General features: G+C 66.9%; 14 protein-coding genes and 3 tRNA genes. 3 read left to right on the top strand and 14 right to left on the bottom strand.

From position 1 onward, the window contains the following. Positions 1-113: 113 nt before the first annotated feature. The 3 genes from pyrH to rpsB form a co-directional block, all read right to left on the bottom strand. A complete protein-coding gene (gene pyrH / locus ABIB51_RS19010) occupies positions 114-851 on the bottom strand; it encodes a UMP kinase (protein WP_354190842.1) in 738 nt (245 codons plus the stop codon). A 160-nt stretch (positions 852-1,011) separates the two neighbouring features. Then, positions 1,012-1,848, bottom strand: a complete 837-nt coding sequence (gene tsf / locus ABIB51_RS19005) for a translation elongation factor Ts (RefSeq protein ID WP_354190840.1) — start codon at positions 1,846-1,848, stop codon at positions 1,012-1,014. A gap of 146 nt (positions 1,849-1,994) precedes the next feature. Continuing rightward, positions 1,995-2,921, bottom strand: coding sequence for a 30S ribosomal protein S2 (gene rpsB / locus ABIB51_RS19000; RefSeq protein WP_354190838.1), 927 nt, complete (start codon positions 2,919-2,921; stop codon positions 1,995-1,997). A gap of 566 nt (positions 2,922-3,487) precedes the next feature. Between rpsB and ABIB51_RS18995 the strand changes: the two genes are divergently transcribed. Further along, the gene (locus ABIB51_RS18995) at positions 3,488-4,039 is read left to right on the top strand and encodes a M23 family metallopeptidase (RefSeq protein ID WP_354190836.1); all 552 of its coding nucleotides are present in this window, start codon (positions 3,488-3,490) and stop codon (positions 4,037-4,039) included. Between the two features lie 79 nt (positions 4,040-4,118). Here ABIB51_RS18995 and ABIB51_RS18990 read toward each other — a convergent pair whose 3' ends face one another. From ABIB51_RS18990 to ABIB51_RS18965, 6 genes are all read right to left on the bottom strand, one after another. Continuing rightward, complete coding sequence (locus ABIB51_RS18990) at positions 4,119-5,309, bottom strand: acyl-CoA dehydrogenase family protein (protein ID WP_354190834.1); 1,191 nt, start codon at positions 5,307-5,309, stop codon at positions 4,119-4,121. Positions 5,310-5,589: 280 nt separating this feature from the next. Further along, positions 5,590-5,663: transfer RNA gene (locus ABIB51_RS18985), tRNA-Ile, on the bottom strand. Between the two features lie 105 nt (positions 5,664-5,768). Beyond that, positions 5,769-6,965: a glycosyltransferase gene (locus ABIB51_RS18980; protein ID WP_354190832.1), complete on the bottom strand. Its 1,197-nt coding sequence runs from the start codon at positions 6,963-6,965 to the stop codon at positions 5,769-5,771. A gap of 95 nt (positions 6,966-7,060) precedes the next feature. Beyond that, entirely contained in the window at positions 7,061-7,966 is a 906-nt protein-coding gene (locus tag ABIB51_RS18975) for a DMT family transporter (protein WP_354190830.1), read from the bottom strand. Further along, positions 7,966-8,589 carry a CDP-alcohol phosphatidyltransferase family protein gene (locus tag ABIB51_RS18970; RefSeq protein ID WP_354190828.1) on the bottom strand — a complete coding sequence of 208 codons (624 nt, stop codon included), beginning with the start codon at positions 8,587-8,589 and terminating at the stop codon, positions 7,966-7,968. The genes ABIB51_RS18975 and ABIB51_RS18970 overlap by 1 nt, the downstream gene beginning before the upstream one ends. 55 nt (positions 8,590-8,644) lie before the next feature. Beyond that, on the bottom strand, positions 8,645-9,490 hold the full coding sequence (locus tag ABIB51_RS18965) for a phage holin family protein (RefSeq protein WP_354190826.1): 846 nt from the start codon (positions 9,488-9,490) through the stop codon (positions 8,645-8,647). 181 nt (positions 9,491-9,671) lie between these two features. Here ABIB51_RS18965 and ABIB51_RS18960 point away from each other — a divergent pair, with 181 nt between their 5' ends. Beyond that, entirely contained in the window at positions 9,672-10,895 is a 1,224-nt protein-coding gene (locus ABIB51_RS18960; RefSeq protein ID WP_354190824.1) for a multidrug effflux MFS transporter, read from the top strand. Between the two features lie 323 nt (positions 10,896-11,218). Further along, positions 11,219-11,626 (top strand): hypothetical protein, encoded by a 408-nt coding sequence (locus ABIB51_RS18955; RefSeq protein ID WP_354190822.1) that lies wholly within the window; start codon positions 11,219-11,221, stop codon positions 11,624-11,626. 112 nt (positions 11,627-11,738) lie between these two features. On the opposite strand, the gene ABIB51_RS18950 is transcribed toward ABIB51_RS18955, so the two are convergent. From ABIB51_RS18950 to dusB, 5 genes are all read right to left on the bottom strand, one after another. Then, positions 11,739-11,811 (bottom strand) — tRNA-Asn (locus ABIB51_RS18950). A gap of 136 nt (positions 11,812-11,947) precedes the next feature. Next, positions 11,948-12,020: transfer RNA gene (locus ABIB51_RS18945), tRNA-Asn, on the bottom strand. A 53-nt stretch (positions 12,021-12,073) separates the two neighbouring features. Beyond that, positions 12,074-14,002, bottom strand: a complete 1,929-nt coding sequence (gene dnaG / locus ABIB51_RS18940) for a DNA primase (RefSeq protein WP_354190821.1) — start codon at positions 14,000-14,002, stop codon at positions 12,074-12,076. 52 nt (positions 14,003-14,054) lie between these two features. Beyond that, positions 14,055-15,344: a deoxyguanosinetriphosphate triphosphohydrolase gene (locus tag ABIB51_RS18935; RefSeq protein WP_354190819.1), complete on the bottom strand. Its 1,290-nt coding sequence runs from the start codon at positions 15,342-15,344 to the stop codon at positions 14,055-14,057. Then, complete coding sequence (gene dusB / locus ABIB51_RS18930) at positions 15,337-16,518, bottom strand: tRNA dihydrouridine synthase DusB (protein ID WP_354190817.1); 1,182 nt, start codon at positions 16,516-16,518, stop codon at positions 15,337-15,339. The genes ABIB51_RS18935 and dusB overlap by 8 nt, the downstream gene beginning before the upstream one ends. Positions 16,519-16,787 lie beyond the last annotated feature (269 nt).

Here is a 16,787-nt window from a genome sequence, read left to right as displayed (position 1 = left end):
AATTGGTGCATCCCGGCGGGCGGGACTGCTGCATGGTCTAAATTCCGTCTGTGTTTCCACGTGTTCCCCCTGGTCCGGGGAGCGGAACTGTCCTGAAAACATCCTAGCCGCTGCTAGGGGGTGACTACGGTGCCCAGCTCCTCGCCGAGGATGGCACGGGTGACGTTGCCTTCGCCTTCCATCCCGAACACCACCATGGTGAGGCTGTTGTCCTTGCACATGGTCATGGCGGTCTGGTCCATCACCCGGATGTCGCGGCGCAGGGCGTCGTCGTAGCTGAGCCGGTGGAGTTTCTCGGCAGTGGGGTCCTTTTTCGGATCCGCGGTGTAGACGCCGTCGACGCCGCTCTTGGCCATCAGGACGACGTCGGCGTGGACTTCCAGGGCCCGCTGCGCCGCCACGGTGTCGGTGGAGAAGTACGGGAGTCCGGCACCGGCGCCGAAGATCACGACGCGGCCCTTCTCCATGTGCCGGATGGCGCGGCGCGGAATGTATGCCTCGGCGACCTGGCCCATCGTGATGGCGCTCTGCACGCGGGTCTCCACGCCGGCCTGTTCCAGGAAATCCTGGAGCGCCAGGCAGTTCATCACGGTGCCGAGCATGCCCATGTAGTCGGCGCGGGAGCGGTCCATGCCGCTCTGCGACAGTTCTGCACCGCGGAAGAAGTTGCCGCCGCCGACGACGATTGCGACCTCGACGTCGGGCACTGCGGCGGCGATCTGCTTCGCTACGCCGCGGACAGTATCGGGGTCTACGCCCAGTTTCCCGCCGCCGAAGACCTCGCCGGAAAGCTTCAACAGGACTCTGCGCCGGTTCTTCCTCGGCTGGGCTGAATTAGTGACGGTTTCCATGGTGCCTTCCCGTTGGTGAACTCTGAGCTAGGTTATCGTGCCGGGGACCAACGGCGTCATTCCGCCCTTGGTGGTGCATGTCCCGGGTGCATGCAAAAGGGGTGGCCACCACGGTGACCACCCCCTTAGCGTGTCTGACTAATGCCGGACAGTTGTCTGACTAGGAACCGACGCGGAAACGCGCGAATGCGGTGCCCTTGACGCCGGCCTCTGTGAGGACCTGCGCGACAGACTTCTTGGCGTCCTTGGCGAATGCCTGGTCGAGGAGGACCTCGCCCTTGTAGAAGCCCGTGACACGGCCTTCCACAATCTTGGTCATCGCAGCCTCGGGCTTGCCTTCAGCCTTGGCCGTCTCCTCGGCGATGCGACGCTCGGACTCGACGAGCTCGGCCGGAACATCCTCGCGGGAGAGGTAGTTCGGGGACATCGCGGCGACGTGCACGGCGACGTCGTGAGCTGCGGTAGCAGCGGCTTCGCCTTCGCCGTCGACAGCGAACAGAACGCCGACCTGGGCCGGGAGGTCCTTGGAGGTCTTGTGCAGGTAAGCGTCGACCGTTGCACCCTCGATGCGGGAGATGCGGCGGACAACAACCTTTTCGCCCAGAACGGCGCCCTCTTCGACGACGACCTCGGACAGCGGCTTACCGTCAACCTCGGTGGCCAGCAGGGTCTCGAGGTCGGCAGCGCCGGACTCGACTGCAACGGCCAGGACCTTGTCGGCGAGCTGGATGAACTTGTCAGCCTTGGCGACGAAGTCGGTCTCGCAGTTGACTTCGATCATCACGCCGACGCCGCCGTCGACCTTGGCAGCAACCAGGCCTTCTGCGGTGGAGCGGCCTTCACGCTTGGTAGCGCCCTTCAGGCCCTTGATGCGGATGATTTCGATGGCCTTCTCGGCGTCACCGTTGGCTTCGTCAAGAGCCTTCTTGACATCCATCATGCCGGCGCCAGTGCGCTCGCGCAGAGCCTTGATATCAGCGGCAGTGTAGTTCGCCATGTGAACCCCTCTGTCTAGAAATTTTATGTGGTGTACGGACCGACAGGACGGCTGCTCACCCGGTGAGCGGCCATCCTGTCAGTACCCCCTACGCTCCGGAGAGCGCGTGGGGCGATCCAGATTTACTTGTCAGCTGAGCTGGCAGGCTACTTGGCTTCGTCAGCCGGGGTGGCCTCGGCAGCAGCCGGGGCTTCCTCTGCAGCGGGAGCCTCTTCAGCAACGGGAGCCTCTGCAGCAGCCGGAGCTTCTTCAGCGGCAGCGGCCGGAGCAGCTTCGGCTTCCGGAGCGGCAGCAGCAGCCTCGGCCTTGCTGCCTTCGAGGAGCTCGCGCTCCCACTCAGCCAGCGGCTCTTCCGGAGCCTCGGTGGTGCCGGTTGCACGCTGGTTACGGGCGATGAGGCCCTCAGCAACGGCGTCGGCCACAACGCGGGTCAGGAGGTTGACGGAGCGGATGGCGTCGTCGTTGCCCGGGATCGGGAAGTCGACTTCGTCCGGATCGCAGTTGGTGTCCAGGATGGCAACAACCGGGATGTTCAGCTTCTTGGCCTCGTCAACGGCGAGGTGTTCCTTCTTGGTGTCCACGATCCAGAGCACGGACGGTGCCTTGGTCAGGTTGCGGATACCGCCAAGGTTGGTTTCCAGCTTGGTGAGTTCGCGACGAAGGAGCAGCAGTTCCTTCTTCGTGTACGCGGAACCGGCGACGTCGTCGAAGTCGATCTCTTCGAGTTCCTTCATGCGCTGGATGCGCTTGGAGACCGTCTGGAAGTTGGTCAGCATACCGCCGAGCCAACGCTGGTTGACGTACGGCTGGCCAACGCGGGTGGCCTGCTCGGCGATGGATTCCTGCGCCTGCTTCTTGGTGCCGACGAAGAGAACGGTGCCGCCGTGTGCAACGGTGGCCTTCACGAACTCGTAGGCACGGTCGATGTAGGACAGCGACTGCTGCAGGTCAATGATGTAGATGCCATTGCGTTCCGTGAAGATGAATCGCTTCATCTTCGGGTTCCAACGGCGGGTCTGGTGTCCAAAGTGGACGCCGCTGTCAAGCAGCTGGCGCATAGTTACGACGGGCATGCCGGCGCTCCTTCCGGCAGGTCATTCATGAGAGAGCCCATAGGTTCTCTTACCCTGCCAATAGTTGACGGTTATTAGCAAATACCCAGGCGGGCATTGCTCCTGGCATCCACCGCGCTTCCCATCCGCCCCGTAAAGGACGGACCGCAGGAGGCGCAGTCCTCCGCACCGGAAGTTTCAGGCTTCAGATAAGGAGGGTTGGATACGCGTAGTCAGCCGCTGCTCCCCCGCACCCCTGAATGAGGCGTGCCGGCTTAGACAATTACCTTGATCAAGCGTGAGGGCACAGCAAACTGCTCCACCCAGTGTACTACAGGCACCCGGTCCGGATGGACGGTTTGTGGTGGCTGGCGGGGACCTTTCCGGGGGCCTTCCGGAGGCCTTTTCTGGGGCCTTTCCGGCGGGCCGATCCGGGGCATGGATCCGGCGGCAGCCGTGGCTGGTGCCGAAGTGGCCGCGGCGGCAGCCGCGGTGGCCTCGGTGGCCGCGGGTGGCGGGGCCGGGGGCTTTCCACATACCGGGGACGGGCGCTTCCGGCCGGCCGAAGCCTTCGGCAGGCTGGGACCATGAAGATTCCTGCTCTGCTTGCAGCGATGCTCCTGGCCCTCGCCCCCGTCGCGGCGGCCGCTGCGGGCCCGGCCGTCCTTGCCGTATCGGCGGCTCCGCGGGTGCCGTCGGCGCCGGCTGCTCCTGGAGCCTGGCGGTGGCCGCTGAATCCCCGGCCCGCGGTGCTCCGGCCCTTTGACCCTCCACCCAGGCCGTGGCTGAGCGGTCATCGCGGCGTCGACCTCGCGGCGGCGTCCGTGGGTGCCCCGCTTACTGCTCCGGCAGCGGGGACCGTGAGTTTTGCCGGGGTTGTTGTGGACCGGCCTGTCATCAGCATCGATCACGGCAATGGCCTGCGCAGCAGTTTCGAGCCGGTGGAAAGCCAGCTCCCGGTCGGTGCCTTCGTGCCCGACGGCGGCCTGCTCGGCACAGTGTTGCCCGGCCACTGCGGGCCGGTCCCTTGCGTCCACTGGGGCGTGCGGCGCGGGGAGGAGTACGTCAACCCGCTGGGCTTCGTGATGGACCTGCGGCCCTCTATCCTGCTGCCGCCTCTTGACCCGGCGCCTGGATAGGCGCCGGGTGGTCCGGGAAAGATGAAGGTCCGCGGGCCGGGAAGTACGGCGCCGCGCCGCACCCGCTAAGGCGGGAGCCCTAGACGATCGCAGAGATTCCGGTAATGGCCCGGCCGGTGACCAAGGTGTTGATCTCGTGCGTCCCCTCGTAGGAGTAGATGGCTTCCGCGTCGGCGAAGACTTTCGCCATCTCGTAGTCAGTCACAATCCCGTTGCCGCCGAGGATGCTGCGGCCCAGGGCAACACTTTCGCGCATCCGCGCGGTGGTGAAGGCCTTGGCCAGGGCCGACTGCTCGTCCCTGGCTTCGCCGGCGTCCTCGAGCTGCGACAACCGCACCATCATGCCCATGGAGCTCACGGCGTTGCCCAAGATCTGTACCAACTGATGCTGGATCATCTGGAAGGAGGCAATCGGGCGGCCGAACTGGTGGCGCTCGACGGCATACCGGCGCGCGACGTCGAAGGCGGCGAGCTGCTGGCCGACCGCCTGCCAGGCGACGGCCAGGCGGGTGACCTTGAGGACCTTGTTCGTGTCGCGGAAGCTGTTGGCGTTGGCCAGCTTGAAGAAGTCCGGCACCACGACGTTGTCGAGCGTGATGTCCGCGTTCTGGACGGTGCGCAGCGAGATCTTGTTCTCGATCTTGGTCGCCGTGTACCCCTCGGCCTTGGTGTCCACAAGGAAGCCTTTGACCTGGTTGTCGGCGAGGTCGCGGGCGTAAATGACCACCCAGTCGGAGAACGTGGCGTTGCCGATCCAGCGCTTTTCCCCGTTGAGGATCCAGCTGCCGCCCTCACGCCGGGCCGTGGTCCGCGTGCCGCCGGCGACGTCGGATCCGCCGAGGGGTTCGGTCAGGCCGAAGGCGCCGATTTTCTTGAGGGAGTAGACGTCCGGCAGCCAGGCTTCCTGCTGCTCCTCCGAGGCCAGGGCTTCGATCGAGCCGGTGAACAGCCCGTCGTGGACACCCATGAAGGTGGCGATGGACGTGTCCGCCCGGGTCGCTTCGGCGTGCATGATGCCGGCGAAGAGGTTGGAGTAGCCCTGCCGCTTGACCGGGCTGACCAGGTCGATCTCGGCCAGCTTCGGGATCAGGTCCATCGGGAATTCGCCGCGGTTCCAGCAGTCGACGGCGATCGGCTTGACCTCGCGGGCCAGGAACGCCCGGACTTCCGCCAGGCGGTCCTGCTCTTTGCCGCTGAGCAGCTGCTCGAAGGCGAAGAAGTCGCCATCGGCGTACGGGAGGTTGTTGATGTCGATTGCAGCTTTGGGCATGTTGTTCCTTCACTTGTGATCAGCAGCGACCAAAAGGACGCAGGCGTCGCGCCGGATGTAAGTTACTCATCAGTAACATACAGCAGCGCTGAGGCGTCCGGCAAGGGACGGCACAGTCCGCGGACTCGAGGGCGGGGAAGCCGGGCGGCGTGGGTCCCGGAAGTGCGCGGCGGCAGGATGGGGCCGGACGCTGTCCGGGCAGACGGAAGGAGCCGTGGCCGACGTCGTAAGGTCAGCCACGGCTCCCGGGGTGCGGACCGGTCACGGTTCCGCTGATAAGTAGGGCTACTCGGACTTGAACCGAGGACCTTAGGATTATGAGTCCCGCGCTCTAACCAGCTGAGCTATAGCCCCAGGTGCCCGGACATCGTCCCGGCCCACTCGGAGCCGGACCGCATCCGGGCAGAAAAACACTCTAACAATACTAATCGCCGCTGCCTGTCAGCAGCGCCCCCCCGCTCAGACGACCAGGTCGTCGTAGCTGGCTCCACGGTAGAGGTCTTCGAACGTCCGGAGCGTGCGTTCGATGCTGTGGTTCTCCACCATCTCCCGGCTCGTTTTGCCCATGGCAGCGAGCTCGTCTGACGGAAGCGTGAAGAGCCGTGCCATCTTTGCGGCGAGGTCGTCGCTGTCATTGGGCGTGAACAGGTGACCGTTCTCGCCGTCGTGCACCAGGTGCGGCAGCGCCATGGCGTCCGCGAGCAGCACCGGCGTCGACGCCGACATCGCCTCGAGGGTGACCAGGGACTGGAGCTCGGCCGTGCCGGGCATGCAGAAGACATCTGCCGCGAGGTAGGCCTCGCGCAGTTCCGCATCGCTCGCCATGCCCAGGAACTTGACCCGGTCCTGCAGTCCAAGCCGGGCGACCTGCGCTTCGAGGGCCGGCCGCACTTCGCCGCCGCCGACAACTTCGAGGTGGATGTCCAGATCCTTGGGGGTCTTGGCGACGGCGTCGATGAGCACGTCAACGTGCTTCTCCTCGGCGAGCCTGCCGACGAAAAGGACGGTGGGGCTGGGGTGGCGTTCCAGCGTCTCGCCGGCCTTGAGTTCGTAGGCGGACGCGTCGATCCCGTTGGAGAGCGGGAGGACCTTGCGGAGGAAGGCGTGCTGGTGCATCGCCTTGGCGGCCAGCGGCGTAGGGGTGGTGACGACGTCGGCCTGGCCCATGACCTTGCCCATGTCCTTCCACGAGATGCGGCCGACGATGTCCTTGAACCATTGCGGGAACGGCAGGAACGGGTTCAGGTTCTCGGGCATGAAGTGGTTGGTCGCGACGATCCGGATGCCGCGCTTCACGGCCTCGTAGAGCACGTGCTCGCCGATCATGTAGTGGCTCTGGATGTGCACGACGTCCGGCTGGATGCGGTCGAACAGCAGGCTGATTTCCTTTTTGATCTCCCACGGGAACGTGATGCGGAAGTATTCGTGCGTCGGCACCGAGTGGGATCGGAGTCGGTGGACTGTTGCCTCGTCACGGAATTCGCTGAAGCTCTTGCCCTTGCCCGGACGGCAGGCGAGTACATGCACGTCGTGCCCGCGTGCGGTCATTCCTTTGGCCAGGCGGTAGCCGAACTGGGCGGCGCCGTTGACGTGCGGCGGGTAGGTGTCCGCGGCGATCAGGATGGTCAACGGGTGCTGGGTGTCGGGCATGGTCACGTGGGGAGCTCCTGGTGGTCACGGTGCGGGCTGCGGTGGCCGGCTGGCCGTCGGCGCAGGCGCCGGGCCTACTGGTGAAATCTGGATCCGATGCCCTATGACAACCGGCCCGAGGCCTTCCGCGCGTCCTTCTTGCGCTTGGTGACCTCCGGGTGGTGCCTCGAAAGGGCGATTACACCCACGATAGCAAGTGAAGCGGCTGTCCCCATCGCAATCGCCGCCACGGCGTGGACATCCGGCCGCAGTTCGCCCAGGATCGTGATGCCGATCGCGATCCCGACGATCGGGTCGATCACGGTCAGCCCGGCAATCACGAGGTCCGGCGGGCCACCGGAGTAGGCGTTCTGCACGAACCAGGACCCGAGTCCGCCGGCGGCGGCGATAGCCACGACGGAGTACCACGGCACATTCAGCACGCCCAGGCCGTTCGGGTCCAGCAGGTGCTTGCCGATGATGCGGGTCAGGACGGCCACGAAGCCGAACAGGATGCCCGCGCCGAGGATATAGATGAACGCGCTCATCCGGTGCTTGAACATCAGCGCGAGCGTTCCAAACAGTCCGACAGCCAAGGCCAGCAGCAGCACAATTGTCAGCTCGTCGGAGGCGCTGACCTGGTGGTTTTCCTGGGTCACGTTGACCGCCATCACCACAAACAGCGCCGAACCCGCGACGCACGCCGAAATGGCCACCACCGTGGCCCTGTTGATGCTCAGCCCCTGGTCCTTGGCGTTCACGATCGTGGTGATGACGAGGGCGATCGCCCCGATCGGCTGCACGACGGTCAGCGGCGCTATGACCAGAGCGACGGCGTTCATGGCCATGCCCGCACACAACAGCAACAGGCCGAACACCCACCGGGGGCTGCGGAGCAGCCGGAGCATGCCGCGGCTGCTGAGCGCCAGTCCCCCGGTGTTCGCCTTCACCGCGCTGCCTTGGCGCTGCGCACCGAAGGCCAGGCAGAAGGCGCCGAGCACCGCGAGCAGAACTGCGGTCCAGACCATCAGCGGACGCCGCCGTCGTCGTCGTTGGCTTTCTTGCCTTTGCGGATGATGGCCCGGAAATAGTTGTAGCCGGCGATCCAGTGCCCGATGAGGCCCAGGCCCAGGAAGATCCAGGCGATCACGGCGTAGACCTCGGTGCCCGGGATGGGCAGCTTGGAAAGCACCAGCAGCGGCGTCCCGGTCAGGAGCAGCCCCGTCCGCAACTTCCCGATCCGGCTGACCGGAAGGTCCGGATGACTGCTGAAGTAGTACAACGACACCGCGAGCAGGATCGCATCCGGGACGAGCAGGGCCGCCAGGTACCACCACTGCACGACGCCGGCGATCACCAAGGTTACGGCAACCGCGATCAGTGACAGCCTGTCCGCGATGGGATCCATGATCCGGCCGAGGTTGGACATCTGGTTGAAGCGGCGGGCGATGTAGCCGTCCACCCAGTCGGTGCTGGCCATGATGACCAGGACGAGGGCGGCGTAGCCGTATTCCTGCGGGCCGAGCACGAGCCAAATGAAGAGCGGGACGCCAAGGAACCGCACCACGGTCAACACATTGGGGACGGTGAAGACCGCGTCGTGGTGGACCTGGGATCGCCCAGGCCGGGCACCGGCACCGATGAACTTCATCCGTCCCCCCTTTCCGTGGCCGTAGAACTTCGGGCGTAGCAGTTCAGTGGGCTGCCTAGCCCTTGATCAGTTTGCGGAGGAGGAACACCAGCGCCGCGCTCGAGGCCGCGAGGAAGGCGAGCGGCTTCCAACGCCGGCCCAACTGTTCCGCGGCACCGGCACCGGTCGAGGACCGGAAACCTGCAACCTTGCCGCTGAGCTGTTCCTTGCCATCCTGCAGCCGGACCTGGGCCGCGGCCAGCAGGGCCCGCGCCTGGGTCTTGACGTCGAGTTCCTCGTTCAGTTCGTCCCGGACCCCGGTGAGGTGCGTCCGGCGCTGGACGATCCGGTGCCGCAGCTCGGACTCGGTGGGCGGCGGGCCGAGGTCGGGCTCGGCGGCCTTCTTCGCTTCCTTCTCGGCCTTCGCCTTGGCGGCGGCTTCGGCTTTGGCGGCCTTCGCGGCCTTGAACTGTTCGGACTCGGGGTCAAGGACCGCCGGATCGAAGGCGGAGCCTTCCTTGGCGACGCCGAGATCGTGTTTGAGGCCACGGATGGTGTCTTCGGGCATGAGCGGCATGGCCTTCTTGAATTTCCGGAGGCCCACCAGCCCGGCAATCAGGGCGATCAGCAGGAAGACGCCGCAGACCAGTAGCGCGGCGAGCCATGCGGGCATGATCGTGGCCAGGCCCATGATGGCGGCCACGATGAGGCCGATCACCAGGAAGGCGACAAACGCCAGGGCGACGGCGAAGAACGCGGCGGCGACGCCAAGCTCGATACCCTTGCGCTTGATCTCGATTTTGGCCAGTGCGATCTGGTCGTTGAGCTGGCGGGGCGCCAGTTTGAAGATCAGTTTCAGGGTCTTGGGCAGCGCGGAAACGCGCAGCCCCTCGCTTGTCCCGCCGCTGTGACGTCCGCTCATCGGTCCCGCCTAACTGGTTACGTCTGTGATTCCGCTTCCGCGGGTTGCCGGTTCGGGGCGCATTGACGCGGACCCCGGTGTCAAAACTACCATTCTGGCTCCGGGCCGGGCCTTGCGGGTGCGGTGTGGCGCGCCCCTGCTGCCGCTTCTGGCAACCGTGCCGGGCCTAGGATGGACCTCTGTGACTACACCCCCCAATCCCGGCGATTCCCTCAGCCGCCGTCGCAAGCTGCTCTACGTCTTGATGCTCGGCGCGCTGACCGCCCTGGGACCTTTCACGGTGGACCTCTACCTGCCGGCCTTCCCGGCCTTGGAAGAGAGCCTCGGGGTGTCAGAGGCCGCTGTGCAGCTCACGCTCACGGGTACGACGGTGGGTTTCGCCCTGGGCCAACTCGTGGTGGGGCCGCTTAGTGACAAGTTCGGCCGGCGTATGCCGCTGATCCTGGCGACCGCGGTGCACATCACAGCCTCCTTGGGCGCCGCCCTGTCCACCGACATCACGACGCTTGGCCTCTTCCGTGTGCTGATGGGAATCGGCGCTGCCGGCGGCGGAGTGGTGGCCATGGCCATGGTCCGGGACCTGTTCAGCGGCTATGCCATGGTCCGGATGTTCTCCAGGATGGCCCTAGTCAACGGCCTGGCGCCCATCCTCGCGCCGGTGATCGGCTCCCAGTTGCTCCTGTTGACGCCGTGGCCCGGCATCTTCGTCTTCCTGGCAGGCTACGGGACGTGTGTGCTCATCGCTGCGATATTCGTGGTCCGCGAGACCCTGCCGCGGGAACTGCGCGGGAAGTCCGGGATGACCGCCCGCCAGCGCTACGCGGTACTGTTCGCGGACCGGATCTTTGTGGGCCTGCTGATGGTGGGCGGCATGAACTTCGCTGGCCTCTTCACCTACCTCTCCGCCTCGCCGTTCCTCTTCCAGGACGTCTACGGTTTCAGTCCCCAGCAGTACGGGCTGTTGTTCGGCGTCAACTCGCTCGGCATCGTGGCCGGCGTCCAGACCAGTGCCCGGCTCATCCGCAAGGTCCCGCCTCAGTGGATCCTGACGTGCTCCACGGCCTGGATGTTCCTGATGGCGGTGCTGATCGTCATCTTCGACCAGCTGGGCTTCGGGCTGTGGGGCGTGATGCTGCCTCTCTGGTTCTACATCCTCGGCGCCGGCTTCACCTTCCCGTGCGTCCAGGTCCTGGCCTTGGCCAAGCACGGCGCGCAGGCCGGAACCGCAGCTTCCTTGCTCGGCGCGGCGACGTTCATGATGGCGGGCCTGATTTCGCCGGTGGTCGGCTGGCTCGGCGTCGGCTCACCTACCCCGATGGGCGCCGTCCAGGCCGCCTGCATCTTCCTGGCCGCGGCCGCGCTCTGGCTCGTGGTCCGGCCCAGGACTGTGCCCTCGATTCAGTAGCGGCTGCCCTCCCCCGGGAGGACATGCCCACTCCTCGTGGCCACGACTGGGCATACAGGGCCTATGGCCACCCGTCAACGCCAGCACGGGACATGTCCTACGGCGCCCGCAGCCCAGGACAAGCCCCACGGCGCCCGCAGCACGGGCTGCCCCTCCCCCGGGAGGACATGCCCATTCCTCGTGCCCAGGACCGGGCATACAGGGCCTATGTCCACCCGCCAACGCCAGCAGGGGGCATGTCCGTCCCGGGGGGCGGGCGCCGAGCCGCTGCGCCCTGCCACCTGGCCCTGTTGCCGGCCCCCTGCGGGCGATAAAGTTGGAATGTGCCCCACTGGCAGGATCCTCCGCCCCTCCCGACCACGTGGCAGCGGTGTGACGCCGGGATTCTGCCCCTGTGGTGGGATCGGCTGTGCAGCCAGACCAGCCAGCAGTCCGCGTCCCTCTTCGCGGCGGGGCTCTTCACCGAGGACCGGCGGCGCCCGATCGCCCAGTGGTACAACCCGGCCTATGACTCGGCGCTGCTGGTTGCCCCCGAGACCTCAGCCGAATGGCCCGTGCAGCGTTTCGGCATCTTCTACGCTCCGCCGGGGTCAGGCTTCACGCAGGTCCATTCCGCCCCGCACGAGTGGCATCCGCGCGAGCCGCGGAAGTCCCCCACCGAACGCGAGGCCTTCGAGGCCGCCGTGGCAGAAGCCGAACGCTTCCTCCAGGTCGAGATGTACTTCGTCTGAGCCATGGTCAAGACGCGCAGCGGCAGATACGCCGGCATGAGAGCCAAAGCACAAACCGGCGGCATAAAAAAGGTCCCGCGGCCGGTTGTTCACCGGCCGCGGGACCTGTCCGCTCCTCCTGCTGGACTTGAACCAGCAACCCTTCGATTAACAGTCGAATGCTCTGCCAATTGAGCTAAGGAGGAATGAAGCAGGTACGACATTAGCAAAGGTTTTGCCGCGATGGAAATCGGCCGGACACCTTGCCGCAAGAATGCCGGAAATACCCCCGCCGGGTATAAAAAAGTCCCCGTCCCGGAAACCCGGAACGGGGACTGCGCGCTCCTCCTGCTGGACTTGAACCAGCAACCCTTCGATTAACAGTCGAATGCTCTGCCAATTGAGCTAAGGAGGAATGAAGCGGGTATAAGCCTAGCAAACTCGAGCCCGGGAAACGAAATCGGCGGCTCAGGCGTCCGAGCGCAGCGACCGCCGCTGCACCTCGAGCTGCATGAGCTCACGGTTCAGCCGCTGGAATTCCTCCGGGTCAGCCGAGGCGTCCAGGCGCTGCAGCTGGCCCATCTTGTCGGCCTTGACCCGGGTGATCTGGAGCTCGAAGAGGCGCGCGAGGATGTCTCTGCAGTACCGCTGGACGCCTTCTGCCGTGCTCGCCGGCAGGGGCACGACGGAAAGTTCGGACACGAGCGGCCGCAGGGGCCCCGGGACTTCCTGCAGCAGCTGCTCCACCCACCGCGCCGGGTCCCCGGTGAACGCCAGGCCGGTGGCCCGGATGGCCTCATGGATGGCCAGGTACGCCGGCGTCGAGAAGCGCGCCTCGGAGAAACGCTGCCAGGTGTCCCCTTCCAGCATCCCGGGCTCCTGCAGGGCGACCTCGAGCGCCTGGCGCTCCATGGCGGCCACCGGGTCACGGGGGTCGGGACGGTTGAAGGAGGGAAGGGCGGCCGACGGCGGCAGGGTCGCCGCGCCGGGCGCGGACCGCGCCGGGGCTCCACCAGCGCCCGGGGAGTGACCGGAGCCCTGCCCCTGCTGGCCTGAGGGCCCCTGGGCGGCACGCTTGGCTGCCGCTCCGACCGCACGGCTGACTTCCTCGACCGGCATCCCCAGCCAGCCGGCCAGTTCGCGGGCGTAGCCCGGCCGGATGCCGGCGTCGCGGATCTGTGCCACCACCGGGGCGGATTCCCGCAAGGCGGCGATCCGGCCCTCCACGGTGTCCAGGTTGTGCCGTTTCAAGGCGGCCCGGATGGCGAATTCAAAGAGCGGCCGCCGGGTGGCGATCAGGTCCCGGACAGCGGCGTCGCCCTTGGACTGGCGCAGTTCGCAGGGGTCGGCCCCGCCGGGTTCCACGGCGACGTAGGTCTGCGCCACAAAGCGCTGGTCTTCTTCGAAGGCCCGCAGTGCCGCCTTCTGGCCGGCGGCGTCGCCGTCGAAGGTGAAGATGACTTCTCCCCCGCTGCCGTCGTCGGACAGCAGCCGCCGGGCGACCTTGATGTGTTCGGTGCCGAAGGCGGTGCCGCAGGTGGCCACCGCCGTCGGAATTCCGGCGAGGTGGCACGCCATCACGTCGGTGTAGCCCTCCACCACCACCAGCTGCCGGTCCTTGGCGATGTTGCGTTTGGCGAGGTCGATCCCATAGAGGACCTGCGACTTTTTGTAGAGCGCGGTCTCGGGGGTGTTGAGGTACTTGGGGCCCTGGTCGTCCTCGTAGAGCTTGCGGGCACCGAAGCCGATCGTGTCCCCGGCGATGTCGCGGATGGGCCAGATCAGCCGGCCGCGGAAGCGGTCATAGATCCCCCGGCCGCCTTCGGAGAACATGCCCGTGAGCTTGAGTTCCGCGTCGGTGTAGCCGCGGCCCCGGAGGTGCTTGAGCAGCGAGTCCCAGCCCTGCGGCGCGTAGCCCACACCGAACTGTTCGGCTGCGGCACGGTCGAAACCCCGGCCGTGCAAAAAGTTGCGGCCCTCGGTGGCGCCGGGCGTCAGAAGTTGTGCGCGGAAGAATTCGTCGGCCACCTTGTGGGCGTCGAGCAGCCGTTGCCGCCGGCCGACTTCCTCGCGGTTCGGGCCGGAGCCGCCGTCCTCATATCGGAGCTCGAAGCCGATGCGGGCAGCCAGCTTTTCGACGGCCTCATGGAAGGACGTGTGGTCCAGTTTCTGCACGAAGGAGATGACGTCGCCGTCCTCGCCGCAGCCGAAGCAGTGGTACCTGCCCACCTGGGGACGGACGGTGAACGAGGGCGAACGCTCGTCGTGGAAGGGGCACAGGCCCTTGAAGGAGCCGAGGCCCGCACCCTTGAGGGTCACGTAACCATCGATGACTTCCTTGATGTCCGTGCGCTGGCGTACTTCGTCAATATCCTCGCGTTTGATCAGGCCGGCCACAGTGCCATCCTAGTCCCCGGGTACGACGCCGAGGGGCCGCCTGTGGTGCCGGTCACCAGAGCGACGGCAGGCTGCCGACGAGCCGTTCATACATGGCCAGCGCGGAACCGTCGGTCAGCGAGGCGACCTGGTCGATCACGACGCGCAGCCGCGCGCCGTCGTCGGCAGCGTCGCGCCAGTCGGCGGCGAACATCGGCTCGAGGTGGCGGTCCGCGGTGGCGCTCAGCGCCGTCACGAGGGCGTGCAGCACCTCGCGCTGGCGCTCGTAGATGGGCTGCCGGTGCTCGGTGGTCATCACAAACGTGGTGGCGAGGCCCTTCATCACGGCGATTTCCATCACGGTCTCATCGGGGACGATGAGTTCCGCGTTGTAGCGCGTGAGGTTCTCCGGTCCGTACAGGGCGCGGGTGGTCTCCAGGGCGCTCTGGCAGAAGCGGCCGATCAGCTGGCTGGTCATGTCCTTGAGCGCGGCCATCGACTTGCGGCTGCCGTCGGCTTCGCGCACCCAGACGCTCGTCGCTTCCAGGCGGGCCAGGGCAGCATCGATCGCGGCGGGATCGTTGTGCGGCAGGTACCACTGCTTGGCGTAGCCCACCACCCGGGCGCGGTGGTCCGGATTGTCCATCCAGCGCAGCTGGAAGTGGCCGGCGACGATCGCGTCCTCGACATCGTGCACCGAGTAGGAGATGTCGTCGGCGAGGTCCATGACCTGGGCTTCGAGGCAGGAGCGGCGCCCGGGGGCTTCCTCGCGGATCCAGTCAAAGATCGGGAGGTCGTCCTCGTAGGCGCCGAACTTACTGGTCCGCTGGCCGTGGATGACGGGGGCGTTCTCGGCGGACCACGGGTATTTCGCGGCGGCGTCGAGGCTGGCCCGGGTCAGGTTCAGCCCGGCGGGCCGCCCGTCCGCGGCCAGGACCTTGGGTTCCAGCCTGGTCAGCAGCCGCAGCGTCTGGGCGTTGCCTTCGAAGCCGCCGATCGCGTGGGCCACCTCGTTCAGGGCGGATTCGCCGTTGTGGCCGAACGGCGGGTGGCCCAGGTCATGGCTGAGGCAGGCGGTATCCACGACGTCAGGATCGCAGCCCAGCGCCCGGCCGAGCTCGCGGCCCACCTGCGCCACTTCGAGGCTGTGGGTGAGCCGGGTGCGGACGAAGTCGTCGGTGTCCGGGGCCACCACCTGGGTCTTGGCACCGAGCCGGCGCAGCGCCGAAGAGTGCAGGACGCGGGCGCGGTCGCGTTCGAAGTCGGAGCGGTAGGTGCTCTTGGCCGGCTCCTCCACCCAGCGGGCGGTGTCGCGGGCAACGTAGCCGTCCAGCACCGGGGCGGTGGTCCTGGTTTCAGCCACCGGACACGTCCAGTTCCGCGTGGCATATCTCGCGCGACTGCTCGGCGTCCATATTGCGGTCCAGGAGCCAATCCTTGGGCAGGGCGGGCTTCTTCGGTGAGCCTGCGCGGCCGCGCGGGCCCTCGGCGTCAACGCCGGGATACGGAGAATCGAGGTCCAGCTGGTCCAGCGTTTCGCGCAGCACCTCCAGGCTGGTCACCATGGCCAGTTTGGTCCGCAACTCACTGCCGACCACATAGCCCTTGAAGTACCAGGCCATGTGCTTGCGGATCTCGCGGAGCGCCTTGCCTTCGTCATTGCCAAAGGTTTCGACCATCAGCTCAGCATGGCGGTAGACACCCTCGGCCACTTGGTGCAGGGCCGGCTTGTGCCGCTCGTCGCTTCCCTCGAAGGCCGCCATGAGGTCGCCGAACAGCCACGGCCGGCCCTGGCAGCCGCGGCCCACCACGACGCCGTCGACGCCGGTCTCGCGGACCATCCGGATCGCGTCTTCCGCTGACCAGATGTCGCCGTTGCCGAGTACCGGAATATCCGGCAGCGCCTCACGCAGCCGGGCGATCGCGGACCAGTCGGCCTGGCCGGAGTAGAACTGTGCGGCGGTCCGGCCGTGCAGCGCAACGGCGGCAACGCCGGAGTCCCGGGCAATCCGGCCGGCATCCAGGTAGGTGAGGTGGTCCTCGTCAATGCCTTTGCGCATCTTGATGGTCAGCGGGACGTTGCCCTTCGAGGCTTCTTTGACGGCGGTCCGGACGATCGAGGTGAAGAGGTCGATCTTCCACGGCAGCGCCGATCCGCCGCCGCGCCGGGTCACTTTGGGGACGGGGCAGCCGAAGTTCAGGTCGATGTGGTCCGCGCGGTCTTCCTCGACGAGCATCCGCACGGCCTGGCCGACCGTGACCGGGTCCACGCCGTAGAGCTGGACGGAGCGGACTTTCTCGTCGTCGTCATGCGAAATGATGCGCAGCGATTCCGGCGTGCGCTCCACGAGGGCGCGGGAGGTGACCATCTCCGCGACATACAGGCCGCCGCCGTATTCACGGCAGAGCCTGCGGAAGGCGGAGTTGGTGATACCCGCCATCGGAGCCAGGATCACGGGGGTGTCCACGGTGATGGGGCCCAGCTTCAGGGGCGGGAGTTCCAGCTTGGGGGCGGGAGGCGTTGCTACAACAGTCACCAGATCATTGTCTCAAAGCCGGGCAAATCGGCTGGATCCGCGCCGGCTATGTGGACAAGCCGCGGTCATTCCCGTGCCGCTGCCCGGCGCCCGCGCCGGGTTTCCGGCCCCGGTTCCGCGCCGGCGCCCGCGCCTGCATCCCGTCTGCCGGCGTGGGGGGGGCCCCCCCCCCCCCCCCCCCCCCCCCCCCCGGGGGGGGGGGGGCCCCCCCCCCCCCGCCCCCCCGCCCCGGGGGGGGGACCCCGGGGGCGGCGCCCCCGCCGCCGCAC

It is taken from the genome of Arthrobacter sp. UYCu712, from assembly GCF_040547005.1.
GTDB lineage: Bacteria > Actinomycetota > Actinomycetes > Actinomycetales > Micrococcaceae > Arthrobacter.
This window is presented reverse-complemented; position numbering and strand designations above follow the sequence as displayed.